Origin of the sequence: Pseudomonas sp., assembly GCF_030696055.1 — a bacterium.
GTDB lineage: Bacteria > Pseudomonadota > Gammaproteobacteria > Pseudomonadales > Pseudomonadaceae > Aquipseudomonas.
The window spans coordinates 1-17,592 of the sequence record NZ_JAUYNP010000202.1 but is presented as its reverse complement, the minus strand read 5'-3'; the positions used below and the strand labels follow the sequence as shown (position 1 = coordinate 17,592).

The following is a 17,592-nucleotide window of genomic DNA, read 5'->3' as shown; positions in this document are numbered from 1 at the left end:
TCGCGGATCAATGGCCTGCGGGTCAAGGTCAAGGGCGACGTGTTTCTCGCCGATATCGCCCCGCTGCAGACCGAGCACGACGAGAGCGAGGCGCTGGCCGGCGCGGTGCTGACCCTGCACCGCGCCGATCGGGTCGGCGAGCGCATCTACAACGTACGCAAGCAGGAGCTGCGCGGCTTCGACAGCATCTTCCAGAGTTCCAAGGTGATGGCGGCGGTGGTCAGGGAGGCGCGGCGTATGGCGCCACTGGATGCGCCGCTGTTGATCGAGGGCGAGACTGGCACCGGCAAGGAGCTGCTGGCCCGCGCCTGCCACCTGGCCAGCCCGCGCGGGCAGTCGCCCTTTATGGCGCTGAACTGTGCCGGCTTGCCGGAATCCATGGCCGAGACCGAACTGTTCGGCTACGGCCCCGGCGCTTTCGAGGGCGCGCGTCCGGAAGGCAAGCTGGGCCTGCTGGAGTTGACCGCCGGCGGCACCCTGTTTCTCGACGGCGTCGGCGAGATGAGCCCGCGGCTGCAGGCCAAGCTGCTGCGCTTTCTGCAGGATGGCTGCTTCCGCCGGGTCGGCAGCGACGAGGAGGTGTATCTGGATGTGCGGGTGATCTGCGCCACCCAGGTCGACCTGTCCGAGCTGTGCGCCAAGGGCGAGTTCCGCCAGGACCTCTACCACCGGCTCAACGTGCTGAGCCTGCATATTCCGCCGCTGCGCGAATGCCTGGACGGCCTGACGCCTCTGGTCGAGCACTTTCTCGACCAGGCCAGCCGGCAGATCGGCTGCCCGCTGCCCAAGCTGGCGCCGGCGGTGCTGGACAAGCTCAGCCATTACCACTGGCCGGGCAACGTGCGCCAGTTGGAGAACGTGCTGTTCCAGGCGGTCTCCCTGTGTGACGGCGGCACGGTCAAGGTCGAGCATATCCGCCTGCCGGACTATGGCGCGCCGCAGCCTCTGGGCGAGTTCTCGGTGGAGGGCGGCCTGGATGAGATTCTCGGCCGCTTCGAAAAAGCCGTGCTGGAGCGTCTGTTCCATGACCATCCGAGCAGCCGCCAGCTGGGCAAGCGCCTGGGCGTGTCGCACACCACCATCGCCAACAAGCTGCGTCAGCATGGCTTGGGCAAGGACGCCTAGCCTCTCTCGCTCTGCGCCTGCGCCTCTCGGCGTTGCCGGGGGCTTTTTGCCTGCGGCCCGCTCAGGCCTGGTGTGGGGACCGTCTGGGATGGCCTGCGCTGGCCGGGTGGCAGTGCGTTTGCAGGCCTTATCGCTGGCAATTGTTGTGGAACAGCTGGTGTTTAAATGAGAAATAAAACCAATTGTACTGTCTTGTGAGAATTGTTAGCATTCGCGCGCAAAAATAACGCCCACTATGCCGCTCTCGAGCAAGTCTAAGGTTCCTGTGATGTTCAAAACCCTGTTGGTGTACGGCCATCTGCTCGCTACTTGCATTGCCCTGGGGCGTGTACTGCTGGCCGATCACAAGCTCTGGCTATGGCGCAAGACGCCGCTGGGCTCCACGCAGCTGGCATACCTCGAGGAAACCCAGAAGATTGTCACCCTGGCCTTGCTGGCACTCTGGGCCAGTGGCTTGCTGCTGGTGCTGCAGGGGTATCTGGACGAAGGGCAGCGGTATCTATTGAACCAGAAGCTCTGGGCTAAAGTGGCAGTCGTGGTGTTGCTGAGCCTCAATGGCATGCTGCTGCACAGGATCGGCTTTCCGCAGTTGCAGCGGGGGGCTTTCGCGGCTTTGTCTTTCCCGGCTCGCAGCCGCTTGGCGCTGCTGGGGGCTTTGTCCACCAGCGGCTGGTTGTTCGCCGCGTTCCTGGGCGTGGCCCGCCCGTGGAACCACGTATTGCCCTGTCTGCATGTGCTGGCGGTGTTTGCGGCGTTGGTGGCGCTGGCCTGCTGCACTGCTCTGGTCGTCGCTCGTGTCGCCGGGGTGGGGAGTGAGGGGCGGGCTGATCGAGGTTCTGCCACACCCTAGAGGGTGCTGCTTAGGGGGAGTGGCGGATAGCCGCTGGTCGGGAGATGCGCCGCGCAATCCGGGGCCTGGCGGCGCAATAGGCGAGGGTGATTCAGCCTATTTAGCGGTTGTGCTCGGCTGGTGATGCAGCTCCACGGCCTTGAAGCTTTCCGGCAGCTGCTCCCCGTCCTTGAGCTGTTGCAGGGCGCTATCGAAGTCGTCGCGCAGGCGCTGGGCGCGGGGCGAGCGCTTGGCGAAGGCGAAGGTGAAGTCCTGTTCCAGCACCGTGATTGAGGCGGGTGACGGCTGCGCTGTGGCGCGCGCGAGCTGCTCCATGGGCGCTTGGTAATTGAGCAGATAGTCGGCGCGCTGCAGGTGCAGCATCTGCACTGCCGCGTCATGGGTGGGCGCCTGGATCTTGCTGATGTGGTAGGCGGGATCCTCGATATAGGGCGTTAGCGGCGAGTTGGGGTAGACGAAGCCCTGCAGCACCAGTACGCGGCTGTCGCGCAAGTCTTGCGGTAGCTGCGGGGCGTTCTGGCCCAGGTAGTAGAGGTTGAGTTTGAGTCGGGCGATCCGGTAGCGGCTCTGCAATATGTGGGGCATCAGCACGGGGTGGTTGAGCACCGCCGCCCAGACTTCTACCTGGCCGGACTCCAGGGTCTTGAACAGGCGAAAGCTTGGATAGTGGGTGAATTCCACCCTATGGCCGCTACGCTGCGCCAGCAGTCTGACCAGGTCGATCATTTCGCCGGCGGCCTGGCCGTGCTGATCGGTATAGGAATAGGGCGGGAATTCGATATAGCCCGCCCGTATGGCGGGTTCGGCGACGGCTGCCGGCTCCTGCGCCGCAGCCGGCAAGACGAGGCATGACAGCGCTGCCAGGCACTGGAATACGGCGAAAAGCCAGGCGCAGCGGTGGTGATGCATAGGCGAGGTTCCGTGGAATTTATCTGAGGCAGTCTAGCCCAGACGGAGCGCCTACGACCTTGGTGCAATAGCGCGCAGGGATGACGCCCAGCATAGTGGTGGCGCTCCGATCCTGCGTGGTGTGGACGCAAGCGTTTCTCCCCTGAAAGGCTTTTCCTGGCGGTCGGCTGACCGCCTTTTTTTATGGCGTGCCATCCCTGCCCACCACCCTTCGGGCCGTCGCGATGCGCCGATAAAAAGTGTTCCAGGCAGTTTTTTATGGGCTGCCATCCATGGCGCCCACCCTTCGGGCCGTCGTGATGCAACGTTAAAAATTGTTCCCGACAATTTTTTCGTCTGGGAAAAAGGCGCAGCCATGGTGGGTCGTTAAGACCATGGTCGAATGGCTCAACGGCCGTGTTGGGGCTACAAAAGGCGCCATAGAACAACAACTCCCCACCGAGGTATTTCTGATGAGTGCTGCGTCCCTGTACCCCGTGCGCCCCGAGGTGGCGGCCCAGTCGTTGACCGACGAGGCCAGCTATAAAGCCCTGTACCAGCAGTCGGTGATCAACCCCGATGGTTTCTGGCGCGAGCAGGCCAAGCGCATCGACTGGATCAAGCCTTTTACCAAGGTCAAGCAAACCTCTTTCGACGACCACCATGTCGATATCCAGTGGTTTGCCGATGGCACGCTCAACGTTTCCTCCAACTGCCTGGACCGCCATCTGGCCGAGCGCGGCGAGCAGGTCGCGATCATCTGGGAGGGCGACGACCCGTCCGAGCACCGGCACATCACCTACCGCGAGCTGCACGAGCAGGTGTGCAAGTTTGCCAACGCCCTGCGCGGCCAGGACGTGCACCGCGGCGATGTGGTGACTATCTATATGCCGATGATTCCCGAGGCGGTGGTGGCCATGCTGGCCTGCGCGCGCATCGGCGCCATCCACTCTGTGGTATTCGGCGGCTTCTCGCCGGAAGCGTTGGCGGGGCGGATTATCGACTGCCAGTCCAAGGTGGTGATCACGGCCGACGAGGGCCTGCGCGGCGGCAAGAAAACCCCGCTGAAAGCCAATGTTGACGATGCCCTGGCCAACCCGCAAACCGCCAGCATCCAGAAGGTCATCGTGTGCAAACGCACCGGTAGCGAGATCAAGTGGCACCCGCACCGCGACATCTGGTTCGAGGATCTGATGGCGGTGGCCTCCAGTCACTGTGCGCCGAAGGAAATGGGCGCCGAAGAGCCGCTGTTTATCCTCTACACCTCAGGCAGCACCGGCAAACCCAAGGGCGTGCAGCACACCAGCGCCGGTTACCTGCTGTATGCGGCCCTGACCCATGAGCGGGTGTTCGACTACCAGCCGGGCGAAGTTTATTGGTGCACCGCCGATGTGGGCTGGGTCACCGGCCACAGCTATATCGTCTACGGCCCCCTGGCCAACGGCGCGACCACCTTGCTGTTCGAAGGCGTGCCGAACTACCCGGATATCACCCGGGTGTCGCAGATCATCGACAAGCATAAGGTCAATATCCTCTACACCGCGCCGACCGCGATTCGCGCCATGATGGCCCAGGGTGATGCGGCGGTGCGCGGCGCCGATGGCTCCAGCCTGCGCCTGCTCGGTTCGGTGGGCGAGCCGATCAATCCGCAGGCCTGGAACTGGTACTACAACACCGTCGGCCAGCAGCGTTGCCCGATAGTCGACACCTGGTGGCAGACCGAGACCGGCGGCATCCTGATCAGCCCGCTGCCGGGCGCCACGGCGCTCAAGCCGGGTTCCGCGACCCGGCCGTTCTTCGGCGTGCAGCCGGCCCTGGTGGATAACCTGGGCAACCTGATCGAGGGGTCGGGCGAGGGTAATCTGGTGATCATCGACTCCTGGCCGGGCCAGGCGCGCACCCTGTATGGCGACCACGAGCGCTTCGTCGACACCTACTTCAAGACCTTCAAGGGCATGTACTGCACCGGCGACGGCGCGCGCCGCGACGAGGACGGTTACTACTGGATCACCGGTCGGGTGGATGACGTGCTCAACGTGTCGGGGCACCGCATGGGCACCGCCGAGATCGAGAGCGCCATGGTCGCCCACCCGAAGGTCGCCGAGGCCGCGGTGGTCGGCGTGCCCCACGACATCAAGGGGCAGGGCATCTATGTGTATGTCACCCTGAATGGCGGCGAACAACCCACCGAGCAATTGCGCCAGGAGTTGAAAAACTGGGTGCGCAAGGAAATCGGCCCGATTGCCTCACCGGACGTGATTCAGTGGGCCCCTGGCCTGCCGAAAACCCGCTCGGGCAAGATCATGCGCCGTATCCTGCGCAAGATCGCCACCGCCGAGTACGATGCGCTCGGCGATATCTCCACGCTGGCCGATCCTGGCGTGGTGCAGCACCTGATAGAGACTCACCGCGGGATGCAAGCGGCCTGAGAACCTGTTCAAAGTCTGCTGCGCGTCGGCCCTGCTGCGTTAAAAACAGGCTCGGCAAGCCGCTTACGGCTAACGCGCTTTAGTGCGACCCGGAGGGCGAGTGCAGCGAGTCATGCTCATTTACAGCTCGTAAACTCCGCTTCCTCGCCTGTTTTGACCAGCCGGAGGCTGTTACTAACGTAGCGCCTTGCATGGCTCTAGCTCGCGAGACATTGAACAGGCTCTGAGTGCGCCTGTAACAACGCCCCAGCTTGACCATGAGTCGAGCTGGGGCGTTGTGCTTTGTGCCTTTGCTAAACGCTCATTATGGTTGGAGTCGGACTGAAATCCGGGTTTTCCGTTGTCACCGCGCGGTAACACCCGCGCACTGAGGTGGGAGGCATGGAAACGTTTCGCCCTGTTTTGCCGTGTTAGCCTTTCCTCTCGTGGAAATAAAACATCGCTGCAGGCCTTGTAAATACAGGGTCTTATAGAAGCTGGCGCGCTAATTGCCTTGGTTACGGGTTCACTGTCTTTTCTGTCCCTGCATATTCGTCGGGGGCTGTCAACATGCCTGCCTTGCCCGTCCGGGCCTTTTGTAACTAGTTGTCGCATTGAAGAAATATCGACTTTCGAGCTGTCGCTAGAATGCCGCTCACCCGGCCGGAGCCGCTTGTGGTCTGCGTACAGCGCAGCTTTTCGGCGACTCACTACAATTCATGCAAGGCGGGATGCATACCTACACTCACTGCCAACCGATGCCATTCCCACTCGAAGGAGTCACAAGATGAAGAAGATTGCACTTCTCGCCGCACTGGCGCTGTCCATGCTGTCGCCGTTGGCCACGGCTGACGAGGCCAAGCCTCTGCGTATCGGTATCGAAGCGGCGTACCCACCGTTCGCCTTCAAGACCCCGGAAGGCAAGATCAGCGGTTTCGACTACGACATCGGCCAGGCCCTGTGCGCCGAGATGAAGGTCGAGTGCCAGTGGATCGAGCAGGAGTTCGACGGCCTGATCCCCGCGCTGAAAGTGCGCAAGTTCGACGCCGTACTGTCCTCCATGAACATTACCGAAGAGCGTCTGAAGTCCGTAGATTTCAGCAAAAAATACTACAACTCCCCCGCTAAGCTGGCGATGAAGGCCGGCACCCTGATCAATGACCCGCTGGTCGATCTCAAAGGCAAGAAAGTCGGCGTGCAGCGCGCCTCGATCTACGACCGCTACGCCTCCGAGATTTTCGCCCCGGCCGGCGTGGAAGTGGTGCGCTACAGCTCGCAGAACGAGGTCTTCCTCGACCTGGCCGCCGGGCGCCTGGATGCCACTTTGGCGGATGCCGTGAATATCGACGACGGCTTCCTCAAGACCGATGCCGGCAAGGGTTACGCCCTAGTCGGGCCGACTTTCTCTGAATCAGAGTATTTCGGTGAAGGCGCCGGTATCGCCGTGCGCAAGGGCGACAAGGAACTGGCTGACAAGATCAGCGCCGCCATTGCCGCCATCCGCGCCAACGGCAAATACCAGGAAGTGCAGGGCAAGTACTTCGACTTCGATATTTACGGCGACTGATTTTAGCTCGATCGTCTTCACTAAAAGTGGCGCAAATGGCTGGTAACTGGAAATTTGCGCCACTTTTTCGTTGTACTTCCTGGCGCCGCTTGGCGCTTGCATGAGGTAACTAGAGCATGCTGAACGGCTACGGCTCGACCATTCTCGACGGTGCATGGCTCACCCTGAATCTGGCGCTGACCTCCATGACGGTGGCGGTTTTCCTGGGTCTGCTGGGCGCGGCATTTCGCTTGTCGCCGATCAGGTGGCTAGCGCTGCTGGGTGAAGGCTACGCCACCGTGATTCGCGGCATTCCCGATTTGGTGCTGATTCTGCTGATTTTCTACGGCGGTCAGGACCTGGTGAACCGCGTGGCGCCGATGCTCGGCTATGACGAGTACATCGATCTAAACCCCTTTGTTGCCGGTGTTTTCACCATGGGCTTTATCTTCGGCGCCTACCTGTCCGAGACCTTTCGCGGGGCCTTTATGGCCATTCCCAAGGGGCAAGCCGAAGCTGGCGCGGCGTACGGCATGAGTGGCATGCAGGTGTTTTTCCGCATCCTGGTGCCGCAGATGATTCGCTTCGCCATTCCAGGTTTCACCAATAACTGGTTGGTCTTGACCAAGGCCACGGCGCTGATCTCGGTGGTGGGCCTGCAGGACATGATGTTCAAGGCGAAAAGCGCAGCCGATGCCACCCGTGAACCGTTCACCTTCTACTTGGCGGTCGCGGCGCTCTATCTGGTGCTGACCAGCGTGTCTCTACTGGCGCTGCGTTTCCTGGAAAAACGTTATTCGGTCGGCATCAAAGCCGCCGATCTGTAAGCAGGGGAACGCCTCGATGATTTTTGATTTCTCCGTGATCTGGGACAACCTGCCGCTGTACTTCGGCGGTGTGCTGATAACCCTGAAGATTTTGCTGATTTCCCTGGCTGCCGGTTTGGCCCTGGCCATTCCCCTGGGCTTGATGCGGGTGTCCAAGTCGCCGCTGGTGAATTTCCCGGCCTGGCTCTACACCTACGTGATTCGCGGTACGCCGATGCTGGTGCAGCTGTTCCTGATCTATTACGGTCTGGCGCAGTTCGAGTCGGTGCGTGAGAGCGGCTTCTGGCCGTACTTCTCCAGCGCCACCTTCTGTGCCTGCCTGGCCTTTGCCATCAACACCAGCGCCTACAGCGCCGAGATTCTCGCCGGTAGCCTGAAGTCCACGCCCCATGGCGAGATCGAAGCGGCCAAGGCCATGGGCATGTCGCGCGCCAAGCTGTACCGCCGCATCCTCCTGCCGTCGGCCTTGCGCCGGGCACTGCCGCAGTACAGCAACGAAGTGATCATGATGCTGCACACCACCAGCCTGGCGTCCATCGTCACCCTGATCGACATCACCGGTGCGGCGCGTACGGTCAGCTCGCGGTTTTACCTGCCGTTCGAGGCCTTTATCACCGCCGGCGCCTTCTACCTGTGCCTGACCTTTATCCTGGTGCGCCTGTTCAAGCAGGCCGAGCGCCGCTGGCTGGCCTACCTGGCCCCACGCAAGGCCTGAGGACGCACGCATGCAGCGCATCGATCATGTCCTGCCCTGGAGTAGCCCCGGCACCGAACGGCGCCTGAGCGTATTCCGTTACGGCAGCGGCCCGTGCAAGGCCTATATCCAGGCCTCCATGCATGCCGACGAGTTACCCGGCATGCGTGTGGCGGTCGAGCTCAAGCGCCGCCTGCGTGAGCTGGAGGCCCAGGGCCGCTTGACCGGCGTTATCGAACTGGTGCCGCTGGCCAACCCCATCGGCCTGGGCCAGTTGGTGCAGGGCCAGCATCAGGGCCGCTACGAGCTGGCCAGCGGGAAGAACTTCAATCGCGATTTCTTCGACCTGGCCAGCGCCATCGCCCCGGCGCTGGAAGGTTGCCTGGGCGGCGATGAGCCGAGCAATGTGCGCCTGATCCGCGCGGCGATGCAGGAGGCGCTGGAGGTGTTGCCGCCGCCCAGTTCCGAGTTGCAAGGCCTACAGCGCTTGCTGCTCAAGCATGCCTGCGATGCCGATGTGGTGCTCGACCTGCATTGCGATTTCGAGGCGGCGCTGCACCTCTACGGCATTCCCCAGCAATGGCCGGCGCTGCGTTCGCTGGCGGCGCGCCTGGAGGCCGGCACCGTGCTGCTGGCCGAGGATTCGGGTGGCTCGTCCTTCGATGAGTCCTGCTCGCTGCCCTGGTTGCGCCTGGCCCGGCGTTTCCCCGAGGCGGCCCTGACACCTGCCTGCCTGGCCACCACCGTGGAGCTGGGCGGCATGGACAATACCGCGCCGGAACGGGCCCGGGCCTATGCCGAGGCGATTCTCGCCTACCTGGCCGAGCAGGGCCTGATCGCCGGCGATTGGCCGGCGGCGCCGCAAGACTGTTGCGAGGCTATGCCCTTCGAGGGCACCGAACTCTTGTATGCGCCGCACCCGGGGGTCGTCAGCTTTCTGCAACCAGTGGGCGCTTGGGTGGAGGCGGGCACGCCGCTGTTCGAAGTACTGGATCCGCTGGAGGATCGCTATAGCCTGATCCGCGCCGGCACCTCGGGTGTGCTGTTTGCCGTCGAGCGCATGCGGTTCGCCCAGCCCGATCGCTGGTTGGCCAAGGTGGCCGGCCGTCAACCCATACGTCATGGACGCCTGCTCAACGACTGAAATTGGACATTATGCGGGGTGCGTCGGCCGCAGGGCGACACACCCTCTCAGCGCCCGACCGGTGCGTCGTTCCCCTGGAGTGGCGCACCCTACGAATAGAGACCGAGACCATGTACAAACTTGAAGTTCAGGATCTGCACAAGCGCTACGGCAGCCACGAAGTGCTCAAGGGCGTGTCCCTGGCCGCCAAGGCCGGTGACGTGATCAGCATTATCGGCTCCAGCGGCTCGGGCAAGAGTACCTTCCTGCGATGCATCAACATGCTCGAGCAACCCCACGCCGGCAAGATTCTGCTCAACGGTGAGGAGCTCAAGCTGGTGGCCAGCAAGGACGGCGCGCTCAAGGCGGCCGATCCCAAGCAGTTGCAGCGCATGCGCTCGCGCCTGGCCATGGTGTTCCAGCACTTCAACCTGTGGTCGCATATGAGCGCCCTGGAAAACGTCATGGAAGCGCCGGTGCATGTGCTGGGCATGAGCAAGAAGGATGCCCTGGAAAAGGCCGAGCATTACCTGAACAAGGTCGGCGTGGCGCATCGCAAGGACGCTTACCCGGCGCATATGTCCGGTGGCGAGCAGCAGCGGGTGGCGATTGCCCGGGCCCTGGCCATGGAGCCTGAGGTGATGCTGTTCGACGAACCCACTTCGGCCCTCGACCCCGAGCTGGTCGGCGAGGTGCTCAAGGTCATGCAGGACCTGGCCCAGGAAGGCCGCACCATGGTGGTGGTGACCCACGAAATGGGCTTTGCCCGCGAGGTGTCCAACCAGCTGGTGTTCCTCCACAAGGGCGTGGTGGAAGAACGCGGTAACCCCCGTGAAGTCTTGGTCAATCCGCAGTCCGAGCGCCTGCAGCAGTTCCTCTCTGGTAGCCTGAAATAATCTGCGGCAGCCACTGAGCAAACCGGTGCTATGCCCCTAATCGCCAACAGAGCCTAAACTGCCCTCATGAATGCCCATCGAATTGGCTTCCTGCTTTGGCCCTCGACCAAGCCCCTGACCCTGGCCTTGGCCGAGGAGGCGCTGCGCGTCGCGCAACGTGTGCATCCCGAGGTGGTTTACGAGTTGTCGTTCCTGCAGGCGGAAGCGCCGGCCGAGGGCGCCTGGCAACTGCCGGGCGAGCCTTGGGCGGGCAAACTGGAGGGCTGTCAGAAGCTGTTTCTGCTGGCCGATGAACCCCCCGCGGCCATGGCTCCGGCACTGTCCTCCGCGCTCAAGCAGCTGGTGCGCGGCGGTTGTGTGATCGGCGCTATTGCCGCCGGGGTCTATCCCTTGGCGCAGCTGGGCCTGCTCGATGGTTACCGCGCTTCGGTGCACTGGCGTTGGCAGGATGATTTCAGCGAGCGCTTCCCCAAGGTCATCGCCACCAGTCATCTGTTCGACTGGGACCGTGATCGCCTGAGCGCGTGCGGCGGTTTGGCGGTGCTCGATCTGTTGCTGGCGCTGCTGTCCCGCGATCACGGCGCCGAACTGGCCGGCGCGGTGTCGGAGGAGCTGGTGGTCGAGCGCATCCGCGAGGGCGGCGAGCGCCAGCGCATTCCGCTGCAGAACCGTCTGGGCTCCAGCCATCCGAAGCTGACCCAGGCGGTATTGCTGATGGAAGCCAATATCGAAGAGCCCTTGACCACCGACGAAATCGCCCAGCATGTGTGCGTATCGCGGCGTCAGCTGGAACGCATCTTCAAGCAATACCTCAACCGCGTGCCCAGCCAGTACTACCTGGAGCTGCGCCTGAACAAGGCCCGCCAACTCTTGATGCAAACCAGCAAGTCGATCATCCAGATCGGCCTGTCCTGTGGCTTCTCCTCCGGGCCGCATTTCTCCAGCGCCTACCGCAACTTCTTCGGCGCCACCCCGCGGGAAGACCGCAACCAGCGGCGCAGCAACAGCCCCTTCGAACTGACCTCCTCAGTGGCCGAGCGCGGTTGAAAGTGCGCTTGGCTGCCACCGGCTAAGGGCCTCGCCGAGCAGCACCGCGCCCTTTGCCGAGGATTGACCGACCGTCTGTCCGCTGTCGGTTTGCGAAGCAGAACCCAGACTCGAAGCTGAACTCCAACCTAAACTGGTAGCTGACTGAAGTAGCGGTTCGTGCCGCAGAGTAGGAGAGAGAATCATGGCTAAGACAATCACTAAAGTATTGGCGGCTTGCGCCTGTAGCTTGCTGCTAGCCTCGCTGGCCACCCCGCCCGGGGACTCCTTTATCGATTCCGCCGTGGCCCGTGAGGGCGGGGGCGGCGGTCACGGAGGCGGTAATGGCGGTGGTCATGGTGGTGGCCATGGCGGTGGTCACGGTGGTGACGGCGGCCATGGTGGCGGTATAGGTCAGGGGGCTGGACTGGGTGCGGGCCACGCTGCCCAGGGCTTGGCTGGAGCGAATGCCAATGGCTTGGCCAATCGCAGCGACAGCCAGGGCAACGCGACCTCGGCCGCGGCCACGTCCAAGGAGACCACAGGTCTGGCCAAGGCCATGAGCGTCGTCTCGACCACCGCGGCGTCCGTTGCTGCGGCCTTGGGCCTGCGGAATGCGCTGGACCAACAGGCACTCCATGACGCCGAGGACGATGCCGATGATGTGGACGATGTGGACGATGTGGACGATGTGGATGATGTAGAAGATACCGACACCACGCCCACCCCTTAAATCGCTATTCACCCCTCAGACTGGGCCGCGTCGCGGCCCCAGTCTGCGGCTGAGTGCTGCGAGTTTCTCGCTCGCCGGCCATCGTCCCTGACGTGCGCCGCCATCTGATCCAAAACTCCTGCCTCAAGGGTTATGCTGGGCCCTTCTTGAACGACAGCGGGATAGTTAATTGGCTAAGACCCTTGTGTGCGCCCTGTTTGCCCTGGCCCTGAGCGCTGCAGCTACCTTGGCTCAGGCTGAAATCCTGATCGCCATCGACCATGCCAACCCGCCCTTTATGTATCAGCAGGACGGCCAGCCTAAGGGGCTTTACCCCGTGCTGGTGCAGGGCGTGTTCAAGCACGCCGGTATTGCGGTGAGCATCCAGGCGCTGCCATGGAAGCGCGCGCTGAAGAAGGCCGAGAACGCCGAAGTGGGCATAGCGGGTATCTACAAGACCGCCCCCCGCCTGGTAATTTTCGATTACTCGCAGCCGATTTTCGAAGAGAAGCTGATCGTCTATGTGCGCCGAGACCAGGCTTTCCAGTTCACCCAGGTGAGTGATTTGTATGGCAAGCGAATCGGGGTGATTCGCGGCTGGAGTTATACCGAAGCGCTCGACGAGGCGATCAAGAGCGGCCGCATCGAGGCCAGCGAGAACAGCTCGGATGAGGCGAATTTCAAGAAGCTGGCCTCCGGCCGCCTGGATGCGGTGATCGCCATCGAGTTGGCTGGGCAGCGGATCATTCAGCAGCTGCGGCTGACCAATATGCTCGCGCTGCAACCGGCCCTGAGCATCAATCCGACCTACCTGGTATTTGCCAAGCAAGCCCGGCAGCAAGCGCTGTTGCAGCGCTTCGACCAGAGCCTGCAGGCCATGAGCGCGGATGGCTCGCTGGCCGAGTTGGTGCAACAGGCCATAGGCAACCAATAGGCGGCCTCGGCAACAGCTAGGGAGTGTTGTCGTCGCCCTGCAAGCTTTTTCCGTGCGGCGCTGACAATGGCATGCACTCCCTGGCGGCTTTACGCAGCAGTTGTAGGCTGGCGCCGATCAACCAGCAGGCGAGGATAAAGGGCATGGTCAAGGCCGGCAGACCCAGGGCATTGAAGCCGGGTTGCAGGAGCAGGGCCAGCACTATGCCGATCAAGGGGGCCCAGGGGCGCCTATGGCCCTGGTTCAAGGCTATCGCCGCCAGGGCCGCGTTATAGCCATACAGGCCGGCCAGGACGCTGTGCTGCGCCCAGCCCTGGTACAAGGCCAGGGCCATGCCGCTGGCCGAGCCGAGCAAGGCCCAATAAGCGTCGCGGCGGTCGGCCAGCAGCAAGCCCGCCAATAGGCACACCCCGGCCAGGGGACTGTCGAGAAAAATCACCTGGCCCAGGCCGCGCGCCAGGGCGGCCAGGCTGCCCAGCCAGTCGAGGGGCAGGGCTGCGCTGGCTGCGCCGCTGTGCAGTTGCAGCTGCAAAGGCGTTGCCAGGCCCAGCAATAACCAACTCAAGGCGACGAAGGGGAAGGTGAAGGCGGGCAGCCAATGGCGCTCGCGCACGCGTTGCAGCCAAGGCGCGAGCAGCAGGCTGGACAAGCCCGCGCTGGCGATGATCAGCAGCGGCAGCAGTGGCGACCAGGCGAATTTCAGGCTGATCAGCAGGCCCAGCAAGATGCCGTTGTAGCCGTACAGACCCAGCTCGATATCCGCCTCGGCATAGCCGCGGCGCTGCGCGGTGAGGGTGCTGCTCAAGCCGCCGAGCAAGGCGCCGCCGAGCAGGCCGGGTGCGCCAATGGCAATCGCCAGCAATACCAGCAAGCCACAGCCAGGGTGGCTCTGCAGAAAGATCTGGCTGAAGCCGTTAAGCAGGGCGCGAAAACCACGCAGGAGGTGGGCGGGCAGAGGTAATTGCGACATACAGACGAACCTGAATAAAAAATTACCGGGAGCAATTTTTAACGTCGCGCAGCGACGGCCCGAAAGCTGGCCAGCATGGAGGGTGGCCATAAAAAATGGCCGGGAGCCATTTTTAACGTCGCGTAGCGACGGCCAGAAGGGTGGCCGCCATGGATGGCAGGCCATAAAAAGAGGCACCTGCCGGTAAAGCCGGGAGGTGCCTGCAAACTGGCAATGCCAGCGTGGAAGTGGTGATGACGCGGGCTGGGTTGGCCGCAAACGGCCCAACCCAGCGCGGATCCTTAGTGCAGTGTCTCGATACGCAGGCTGTTGGTGCTGCCCGGCTGGCCGAATGGCTCCCCCGCGGTGATCACCAGGGTATCGCCAGCCTTGGCCAGGCCTTCGGCCTGGGCGATTTCCAGGGCGGTGCGGGTGACGTCTTCGACCTTGTGCAGGCGCTCGTTGACCACCGAGTAGACGCCCCAGGCAACGCTCAGGCGGCGTGCGGTATCCAGGCTCGGGGTCAGGCTGAGGATCGGTGCCTTGGGCCGCTCGCGGGAGGCACGCAGGCTGGAGCTGCCCGACTCGGTGTAGTTGACCAGGGCGACCACCGGCAGAATCGAGGTGATGCGGCGAATGGCGCAGCTGATCGCGTCCGAGGCAGTGGCTTCGGCCTCTGGGCGGCCGACGTCGAGCTGGGCCTGGAAGTCCGGGCCGTTTTCCACCTGACGGATGATCTTGCTCATCATCTGCACGGCTTCCAGCGGGTAGTCGCCGGAGGCGGTTTCCGCCGACAGCATCACCGCATCGGCGCCTTCGGCCACGGCATTGGCCACGTCGGTGACTTCGGCACGGGTCGGCGCCGGGGAGAAGCGCATGGATTCGAGCATCTGGGTGGCCACCACCACCGGCTTACCGAGCTGGCGGCAGGTGCGGATGATGTCCTTCTGGATGCGCGGCACGTTTTCCGCCGGCACTTCCACGCCCAGGTCGCCACGGGCGACCATGATGGCGTCGCACAGGCGGGTGATTTCTTCCAGGTGGGTGACGGCCGACGGCTTCTCGATCTTGGCCATCAGAAAGGCGCGACCACCGATCAATTGACGGGCTTCGATGATGTCTTCCGGACGCTGCACGAACGACAGGGCCACCCAGTCCACGCCCAGCTCCAGGCCGAAGGTCAGGTCGCGGCGGTCTTTCTCGGTCAGCGGGCTCAGTTGCAGCACGGCCTCAGGCACGTTGACGCCTTTGCGGTCGGACAGCTCGCCGCCGGCGATGACGCAGGTGTCTATCGCGTCGCTGTGTTTTGCGGTGACTTGCAGGCGCAGGCGGCCATCGTCCAGCAGCAGGCTCATGCCCGGTTGCAGTGCTTCGATGATTTCCGGATGAGGCAGGTTGACCCGCTGGGCGTTGCCCGGGGTGCTGTCCAGGTCCAGGCGCAGGGTCTGGCCGCGTTGCAGATTGACCTTGCCCTCGGCGAAACGGCCCACGCGCAGCTTCGGCCCTTGCAGGTCCATGAGGATGCCGATCGGAGTCTTCAGTTGCTGCTCCACTTCGCGCACCCAGTTGTAGCGCTGGGCGTGGTCGGCGTGTTCACCGTGGCTGAAGTTCAGGCGGAACAGGTTGACCCCGGCTTCCACCAGCTGGCGGATATCGTCGATGGTTTTGATCGCTGGGCCGAGGGTGGCGAGGATCTTTACTTTTTTATTCGGGATCATTGTGGGCTGCTCTCGAGAATCAGAATGGCGCGGAAGTCGTTGACATTGGTACGGGTCGGCCCGGTGACTATCAGTTGGTCGAGGGCGGCGAAGTAGCCATAGCCGTTGTTGTTGTCCAGCTCAAAGCTGCTGCTCAGCCCCAGTTTGCAGGCCCTGCTGTAGCTGTCGGGGGTCATAAGGGCGCCGGCGTTGTCTTCCGAGCCGTCGATGCCGTCGGTGTCACCGGCCAGGGCGTAGACCCCGGGCAGGCCCTTGAGGCTGTCGGTCAGGCTCAGCAGAAACTCGGCATTACGCCCGCCACGGCCATTGCCGCGTACGGTCACCGTGGTTTCGCCACCGGAGAGAATCACGCAGGGCGGTTTGATCGGCTGGCCATGCAGCACTACCTGCTTGGCGATACCGGCATGCACCTTGGCCACCTCGCGGGATTCGCCTTCCAGGTCGCCGAGGATCAGCGCGCTCAGGCCGGCCTCGCGTACGCGCTCGGCGGCGGCGTCCAGGGACTGCTGCGGGCGGGCGATCAACTGGAAGTGGCTGCGCGTCAGGCAAGGGTCGCCAGGCTTGACCGTTTCCGAGCGTGGGTCCTGCAACCAGGCGCGCACGTTGGCCGGAATCTCGATGCTGTAGCGGGCGAGAATCGCCAGGGCTTCCACCGAGGTGGTCGGGTCGGCCACGGTCGGGCCGGAGGCGATCACCGTGGCTTCATCGCCCGGTACGTCGGAAATCGCATAGGTGTAGACGCTGGCCGGCCAGCTGGCCTTGGCCAGGCGGCCGCCCTTGATCGCCGAGAGGTGCTTGCGCACGCAGTTCATTTCGCTGATCGAGGCGCCGGACTTGAGCAGGGCTTTGTTCACTGCCTGTTTGTCTTGCAGGCTGATGCCGGCAGCGGGCAGGGCCAGCAGCGAGGAGCCGCCGCCGGACAGGAGGAAGATCACCCGGTCGGCTTCGCTGAGGCCGCTGACCAGTTCCAGCACGCGGCGCGCCACGCGCTCGCCGGCATCATCCGGTACCGGGTGAGCGGCTTCCACCACTTCGATCTTCTGGCAGTTGGCGCCGTGTTCGTAGCGAGTCACCACCAGGCCCGAGACCTCGCCTTGCCATTCCTTCTCGATCACCTCGGCCATGGCCGCGGCTGCCTTGCCGGCGCCTATGACTATGACGCGGCCGCTGCGATCGGCTGGCAGATAATCGGCCAGCACCTGGCGCGGGTGCGCGGCTTCGATGGCGCTGGCGAACAGCTCGCGCAGCAGAGACGTTGGATTGAAAGACGGATCGATAGACATGGCGATCTCTCTATGGCTGGATCAACTTCGATTCTAGTGCGCAGCGTCCGCCCGGCAGGCGCTGCGCACTAGAATCGACCCACCCGGCAGACAGGCCGTGACACCGCCTGCCGGGCAGATCGAAAGGGTTCCATGCCGAGGCATGGGGGCTTGGTGCTTGGTGCTTGGTGCGCGCGGCGCACCCTACGGGATATCGCGATCCGTAGGGTGCGCTGCGCGCACCGCGGGTTCACTCGCCGCGGATATTGAAATTGGCCATATGCTCCAAACCCTTGATCAGCGCCGAGTGGTCCCAGTTGCTGCCACCGATGGCCGCGCAGGTGCTGAACACTTGCTGGGCGTTGGCGGTGTTGGGCAAGTTCAGGCCCAGTTCACGCGCGCCGTTGAGGGCCAGGTTGAGGTCCTTCTGATGCAGGCTGATGCGGAAACCTGGGTCGAAGGTGCCTTTGATCATGCGCTCGCCGTGCACTTCGAGGATCTTCGAGCCGGCGAAGCCACCCATCAGGGCTTCACGCACCTTGGCTGGATCGGCGCCGTTCTTGGCGGCGAACAGCAGGGCTTCGGCAACGGCCTGGATGTTCAGGGCCACGATGATCTGGTTGGCGACTTTGGC

At 63.3% G+C, this 17,592-nt stretch carries 16 protein-coding genes; 11 read left to right on the top strand and 5 right to left on the bottom strand.

Annotated elements, in window-relative coordinates; genetic code table 11:
• Positions 1-1,125 (top strand): sigma-54-dependent transcriptional regulator (locus Q8Q83_RS11810; protein ID WP_305623937.1); only part of this gene is annotated, 1,125 nt, incomplete at its 5' end.
• A 268-nt stretch (positions 1,126-1,393) separates the two neighbouring features.
• Positions 1,394-1,975, top strand: coding sequence for a hypothetical protein (locus Q8Q83_RS11805; protein ID WP_305623935.1), 582 nt, complete (start codon positions 1,394-1,396; stop codon positions 1,973-1,975).
• Between the two features lie 96 nt (positions 1,976-2,071).
• Here the strand turns inward: Q8Q83_RS11805 and Q8Q83_RS11800 are convergent, their stop codons facing one another.
• Positions 2,072-2,884, bottom strand: coding sequence for an ABC transporter substrate-binding protein (locus Q8Q83_RS11800; protein ID WP_305623934.1), 813 nt, complete (start codon positions 2,882-2,884; stop codon positions 2,072-2,074).
• 452 nt (positions 2,885-3,336) lie between these two features.
• Here Q8Q83_RS11800 and acs point away from each other — a divergent pair, with 452 nt between their 5' ends.
• The 9 genes from acs (at position 3,337) to Q8Q83_RS11755 (ending at position 13,029) form a co-directional block, all read left to right on the top strand.
• Entirely contained in the window at positions 3,337-5,292 is a 1,956-nt protein-coding gene (gene acs, locus Q8Q83_RS11795) for an acetate--CoA ligase (RefSeq protein WP_305623932.1), read from the top strand.
• A gap of 766 nt (positions 5,293-6,058) precedes the next feature.
• On the top strand, positions 6,059-6,838 hold the full coding sequence (locus Q8Q83_RS11790; RefSeq protein WP_305623930.1) for a lysine/arginine/ornithine ABC transporter substrate-binding protein: 780 nt from the start codon (positions 6,059-6,061) through the stop codon (positions 6,836-6,838).
• Between the two features lie 116 nt (positions 6,839-6,954).
• Positions 6,955-7,644, top strand: coding sequence for an ABC transporter permease (locus Q8Q83_RS11785; RefSeq protein WP_305623928.1), 690 nt, complete (start codon positions 6,955-6,957; stop codon positions 7,642-7,644).
• 16 nt (positions 7,645-7,660) lie between these two features.
• On the top strand, positions 7,661-8,359 hold the full coding sequence (locus tag Q8Q83_RS11780; protein WP_305623926.1) for an ABC transporter permease: 699 nt from the start codon (positions 7,661-7,663) through the stop codon (positions 8,357-8,359).
• 10 nt (positions 8,360-8,369) lie between these two features.
• Positions 8,370-9,482: a succinylglutamate desuccinylase/aspartoacylase family protein gene (locus Q8Q83_RS11775; RefSeq protein WP_305623924.1), complete on the top strand. Its 1,113-nt coding sequence runs from the start codon at positions 8,370-8,372 to the stop codon at positions 9,480-9,482.
• A gap of 110 nt (positions 9,483-9,592) precedes the next feature.
• The gene (locus Q8Q83_RS11770) at positions 9,593-10,357 is read left to right on the top strand and encodes an ABC transporter ATP-binding protein (RefSeq protein ID WP_305623922.1); all 765 of its coding nucleotides are present in this window, start codon (positions 9,593-9,595) and stop codon (positions 10,355-10,357) included.
• 66 nt (positions 10,358-10,423) lie between these two features.
• Complete coding sequence (argR, locus tag Q8Q83_RS11765; protein ID WP_305623921.1) at positions 10,424-11,404, top strand: transcriptional regulator ArgR; 981 nt, start codon at positions 10,424-10,426, stop codon at positions 11,402-11,404.
• Positions 11,405-11,588: 184 nt separating this feature from the next.
• Positions 11,589-12,116, top strand: a complete 528-nt coding sequence (locus tag Q8Q83_RS11760) for a hypothetical protein (RefSeq protein ID WP_305623919.1) — start codon at positions 11,589-11,591, stop codon at positions 12,114-12,116.
• A 169-nt stretch (positions 12,117-12,285) separates the two neighbouring features.
• Entirely contained in the window at positions 12,286-13,029 is a 744-nt protein-coding gene (locus Q8Q83_RS11755; protein WP_305623917.1) for an ABC transporter substrate-binding protein, read from the top strand.
• Between the two features lie 16 nt (positions 13,030-13,045).
• On the opposite strand, the gene Q8Q83_RS11750 is transcribed toward Q8Q83_RS11755, so the two are convergent.
• The 4 genes from Q8Q83_RS11750 to Q8Q83_RS11735 form a co-directional block, all read right to left on the bottom strand.
• On the bottom strand, positions 13,046-13,999 hold the full coding sequence (locus Q8Q83_RS11750) for an urea transporter (protein WP_305623916.1): 954 nt from the start codon (positions 13,997-13,999) through the stop codon (positions 13,046-13,048).
• A gap of 281 nt (positions 14,000-14,280) precedes the next feature.
• Positions 14,281-15,696: a pyruvate kinase gene (pyk, locus tag Q8Q83_RS11745; RefSeq protein ID WP_305623914.1), complete on the bottom strand. Its 1,416-nt coding sequence runs from the start codon at positions 15,694-15,696 to the stop codon at positions 14,281-14,283.
• Positions 15,693-16,979 (bottom strand): glycerate kinase, encoded by a 1,287-nt coding sequence (locus tag Q8Q83_RS11740; protein WP_305623913.1) that lies wholly within the window; start codon positions 16,977-16,979, stop codon positions 15,693-15,695. The genes pyk and Q8Q83_RS11740 overlap by 4 nt, the downstream gene beginning before the upstream one ends.
• 229 nt (positions 16,980-17,208) lie before the next feature.
• A partial coding sequence (locus tag Q8Q83_RS11735; RefSeq protein WP_305623911.1) for an NAD-binding protein occupies positions 17,209-17,592 on the bottom strand: 384 nt, incomplete at its 5' end.